This is a genomic window from Kitasatospora putterlickiae (assembly GCF_039527695.1).
In the GTDB taxonomy this organism is placed as follows: Bacteria; Actinomycetota; Actinomycetes; order Streptomycetales; family Streptomycetaceae; genus Kitasatospora; species Kitasatospora putterlickiae.
In genome coordinates this window covers 1-4578 of sequence record NZ_BAAAKJ010000291.1, presented here as the reverse complement: position 1 = coordinate 4578, position 4578 = coordinate 1, and the positions used below count along the sequence as shown (strand labels likewise).

Sequence of the window (4578 nt, the reverse complement as noted above, 5' to 3'; positions counted from 1 at the left end):
GCCCCCGGCGGCGGGCGCGGGCGCGGCCGGCGCCTCCGGGACGAACCGCAGGGCGGTGTCGCCGAAGCCGGCCACCAGCCCGCCGGCCCGGTCCAGCACCCGCGCGCCGTGCCGCTCGGCGCGGTCCAGGGCGGCCTGCGGGTCGGGGCAGGAGAGCGCGAGGGCCGCGACGCCCTCGCCGTGCCGGGCGGCGTAGCGGGCCACCGGGTGCGCCGGATCGCCGGCGGAGCGCAGCAGGAACCGGATGCCGCCCTGGTGGACCAGGACGGTGCGCGCGCCGGTGGACTCGGCGGCGGCGAGCTGCTCCGGATCGGGTGTCGCGATGGTGAAGCCGTAGTCGGCGCTGAGCCCCGCCGCGGCGGCGTCGGCGTCGGCGCAGTGGTACTCGACGTGGGCGATGGACTGGATGGACAACGGGATCTCCCCGGGGGATGGCGAGTTGACGACTGGCCTGGCACGGAGGTCCGCGCCGCTGGTGGGCGTCAGCGGGTGGACGGGGTGGAGGCGGGCTCGAAGATCAGGCTGAGGTTGTGCCCGCCGAAGGCGAAGGCGTTGCTCAGGGCGGCGGTGAGCGGGACGGTTCGGGCCGCGCCCCGGACGTGGTCCAGGTCGCAGGCCGGGTCCGGCTCGACGAGGTTGACGGTCGGTGGCAGCGTCCCCCGGGCCACCGCGAGCGCGGTGACCGCCGCCTCCAACGCGCCCGCCGCGCCCAGGAGGTGGCCGGTGGCGCCCTTGGTGGAGCTGACCGCAGGGCGGTGCTCGCCGAAGACGGCGTTGAGTGCCGCGCTCTCGGCGACGTCGCCGAGCTTGGTGCCGGTGCCGTGGGCGTTGACGTAGCCGATGTCGCGGGCCGCCAGGCCCGCGTTGGCGAGCGCGGCGCGCATCGCGTCGGCGGCGCCCGCGCCGTCGGGCCGCGGCATGGTCGGGTGGTGGGCGTCGGTGGAGGCGCCCCAGCCGGTGAGGTCGGCGTAGCCGGCGGCGCCGCGGGCGGCGGCGTGCTCGGGGCTCTCCAGCACCAGGACGGCACTGCCCTCGCCCAGCACGAAGCCGTTGCGCCGGCGGTCGAAGGGCCGGCTCGACTCCGCGGGGTCGTCCCAGCCGGAGGACAGCGCGCGGGCGTTGGTGAACGCGGCGGCGATCGTCGGGTGCAGCGAGGACTCGGTGCCGCCGCACACCACGACGTCCGCGTCGCCGGCGCGGATCAGCCGCAGCCCCTCGGCGACGGCCTGGGCGCCGGCCGCGCAGGCCGTCACGATGGCCGTGCTGAAGCCGCGGATCCCGTGCTTGATGGCGATCCGGGCGGTGGCCATGTTGGAGAGCATGCCGGGCAGCAGGTACGGGCTGACGCCGGGCCGGCCGCGTTCGAGACGCCGGTGGGACTGCTGCTCGAAGGTCTCCAGGCCGCCGCCGCCGGTGGCCAGCACCACGGCGGTGCGGTGCGGGTCGGCGTCCTGGCCGACCACCAGGCCGGCGTCGGCGAGCGCGTCGTCGGCGGCGGCCAGCGCGAGCAGCACGAAGCGGTCCACGCAGCGGGTCTCGGTGGGCGGCAGCACCTCGCGGCCGTCCACCGCCGGGGCGATGCCGGCCGAGGTCAGCCAGCCGTGGGCGGCGTGGCCCTCGGGCAGGGCGCGGATGCCGGTGCGGCCGGCGGTGAGCGCGTCGAAGACCTCGGCGGGCTTGCGGCCGAGCGGGGTGACCAGGCCGATGCCGGTGACCACGGCGCCCGGGCGGCGGGCGGTGCTCACGCGCCCACCCCCGCGACGACCGCGTCCAGGTAGCGCTGGCGCAGCAGGACCTTGCGGACCTTGCCGGTGGGGCCGAGCGGGATGTCGTCCCCGGCCACCACGACGACCTGGCGGACGGTGGCCGCGGCGGCCTCGTCCAGGGCTGCGGTGACGGCCTTGGTGCGGTCGGCGGCCGGGTCGGCGCCGGCGGCCAGGATCAGCAGCACGTCGGTGACCACCCGCGCGCCGTCGCGCACCGCGACCACCGTGCAGTCCAGCACGTCGGGGCAGGCGGCCAGCACCCGCTCCTCCGACATCGCGGTGAACAGCCGCTTGCCGTCGCCGAGTTCGACGGAGTCGACGGCGCGGTCCACGTGGTAGTAGTAGCCCTCCTCGTCCCGGTACATGAGGTCGCCGGTGAGGAAGCGCCCGCGCAGCCGGGTGCGGTAGGTGGTGGCCGAGTCGTTCCAGTAGCCGAGCGCCAGGGTCGGCGAGGTGGTGGCGAGTTCGCCGACCTCGCCGGGGCCGAGCGGTTCGCCGTCCGGGCCGACCAGCTCGCAGTCGACGAAGGCGTGCGGGCGCCCGACGCAGCGGCCGTAGCGCTCGGTGCCGGGGCCGTGGGTGATGAAGAAGTGCGAGTGGCCCATCTCGGTGGAGCCGAGGCCGTCCACGAACAGCGAACCCGGCACCCGGACCCGGCCCTCGCGGGTGACCGATTCGCGGCTGCCGGCGGCGACCAGACGGCGGATGTGCACCTCGTGGGCGCAGTCGCCGGTGTTCCACCAGAGCGCGACCGAACCCAACTCCCGGGCGGCCAGGTCGTGGTGGGCGAGGTCGGCCCAGGTGGCGGCGAAGCCGATCACGCCGCTGGGACGCCACTGCTCGATCGCGTCCAGCACGCCGGCGCCGGACTGGCTGGAGAGCACGGCGAGTTGGGTGTGCGAGGCGAGCGCGAGGTTGACCGCGATCAGGGTGGCGGCGTGCGGGGCGGGCAGCGCGCTGAGCATCCGCTCCTGGCCCTGCGGGCGGGGCAGCCGGGCGCGGTGGCGGATCGCCGCGTACAGGCTCGCGTGCGAGTGCACCACGGCCTTGGGCATGCCGGTGGTCCCGGAGGAGTGGGTGATTGCGACCGGGTCGCCGGCCCAGTGCCGGTAGGGCTCGGGGGCGGCCTCGGGGTCGCCGGCGCCGAGGGTGGCGATCTCGGGCAGCGCGGGGGCGCCGGTCTCGTGGCCGGCCAGCGCGGCCAGGTGCGGAGCGTCGGCGAGGACGCCGACCGGGCCGAGCTTGGCGATGTAGCGGGCGGCCCGCTCGCCGTCCAGGTTGGGGTTGAGCAGCGCGGGGATGGCGCCCAGCCGGGCCAGGGCGAGGAAGGCGAGCACGTGGTCGGCGGCGTCGCTCGCGTACACCACGACCGGGTCGCGCCGGCCGATGCCGAGGGCGTGCAGCGCGGCGGCCCGGGCGCGGACGGCGCGGTCCAGCTCGGCGAGGGTGAAGGGCTGCCAGGCGGCGTGGTCGTCCACCGGGGTGTCGAAGGTCAGCAGCGGCTCGTCGAGGCCGTGGCCGAGCGCGAGGCGGCTGGTGAGGACGTTTCCGGCGCCGACGGCCGGGTCGTCCGCCAGCAGGGTGCGGATACTGCGGATGCTCACGGGGTGGTCCCTCCCGGGGTACGGGCGTGCGGGGCGTGCTGCGGCGGGACGCGGCGGGTGGGGGACCGCTCGCGCCGGTGGTGCGCAGGGTGGGTCTTCGGCGGGTCGGGGTCGGTCGGGTGGACGGGGGGTCGGGGGGTCGGGCGGTGGTGCCGGTCAGGTGGTGGCGGGTCAGGCGGTGGCGGGTCAGGCGGTGGTGACCAGCAGGGCCACCGCCCGGTCGCCGCCGTGGGCCCGCCCGTCGCCGTCGGCCTGTTCGGCGGCGATGACCAGGACCTGCTCGGCGTCGCCGTCGGCGAGCAGCAGCTCCGCCAGGTCGAGCGCGTCCTGCGGGACCCGTCCCGGTGGCGGGGCCTGCGCCGGACTGATCGCCACCACCGGGCCGGTCAGGCCCCAGCGGGCGGCGATGTGGCCGAGGACGGCGTTCGGGTTGGACTGGAAGAACAGCAGCGGGGGCATCCGCCGGCCGGTGTCGGCGGCGGCCTCGTCGATGGCGCGGGCGGTGGCCCGGTCACCGGAGGCGCTGGCCAGCAGCAGGGCGGTGCGGCCGGATCCCGGGTCCGCGCCGCGGCGGGCGCGCAGACAGCGTTCGGCGGTCTCGGCCACCAGGGGGTTGAAGGAGGAGGCGGCGAAGCCGGGCAGCGGGGGGAGCGGCTCGGGCTCGCGGGCGTCGGGATCGGGCCAGGCGGCCTCGGCGAGGATGCGCAGCGCGGTCATCGGGCGGCCACCAGGAGCGCGGTGTTGGCGCCGCCGAAGGCGGAGTTGAGGGTGAGCGCGTAGCGCGGCCGGGCGGCGCGCGGGCCGTCGAGCACGAGGTCCAGGCCGATGTCCGGGTCCGGGCCCAGCCAGCCGGCGTTGACCGGCAACAGGCCTTCGGTCAACGCCCCGATGGTGACAACGAGTTCGAGCAGCGCCGAGGCCTCCAGGGCATGGCCGTGCACGGCCTTGCTGGAACTGACCGGCAGCCGCGCGGTGTGCCCGCCGAAGACCCGGTGCAGCGCCTTGGCCTCGGCGAGGTCGGACATCGGCGAGCCGGTGCCGTTGGCGTTGACGTAGCCGACCTCGGCCGGGTCGACGCCGGCCCGGTCCAGTGCGGCCCGCACGGCGCGGGCCACGCCGTCGCCCTCGGGTTCGGGGCGGCAGACGTGGTGGGCGTCGCCGGTGCGGCCCCAGCCGGTGTAGACCTCGTCGAAGATCAGCACGATGTC

General features: G+C 76.9%; 4 protein-coding genes and 1 pseudogene. All 5 read right to left on the bottom strand.

The genetic code is table 11. The features are described from left to right. A partial coding sequence (locus tag ABD308_RS28315) for a VOC family protein (RefSeq protein ID WP_344340393.1) occupies positions 1-414 on the bottom strand: 414 nt, incomplete at its 3' end. A gap of 68 nt (positions 415-482) precedes the next feature. Further along, the gene (locus tag ABD308_RS28310; protein WP_344340390.1) at positions 483-1745 is read right to left on the bottom strand and encodes a beta-ketoacyl-[acyl-carrier-protein] synthase family protein; all 1263 of its coding nucleotides are present in this window, start codon (positions 1743-1745) and stop codon (positions 483-485) included. Further along, complete coding sequence (locus ABD308_RS28305) at positions 1742-3370, bottom strand: class I adenylate-forming enzyme family protein (protein WP_344340387.1); 1629 nt, start codon at positions 3368-3370, stop codon at positions 1742-1744. Before ABD308_RS28305 ends, ABD308_RS28310 begins: the two co-directional genes overlap by 4 nt. 186 nt (positions 3371-3556) lie before the next feature. Beyond that, positions 3557-4087, bottom strand: a complete 531-nt coding sequence (locus tag ABD308_RS28300) for a hypothetical protein (RefSeq protein WP_344340385.1) — start codon at positions 4085-4087, stop codon at positions 3557-3559. After that, positions 4084-4578, bottom strand: a pseudogene (locus ABD308_RS28295) (beta-ketoacyl-[acyl-carrier-protein] synthase family protein); the annotation flags it as partial. The pseudogene ABD308_RS28295 and the gene ABD308_RS28300, both read right to left, overlap by 4 nt.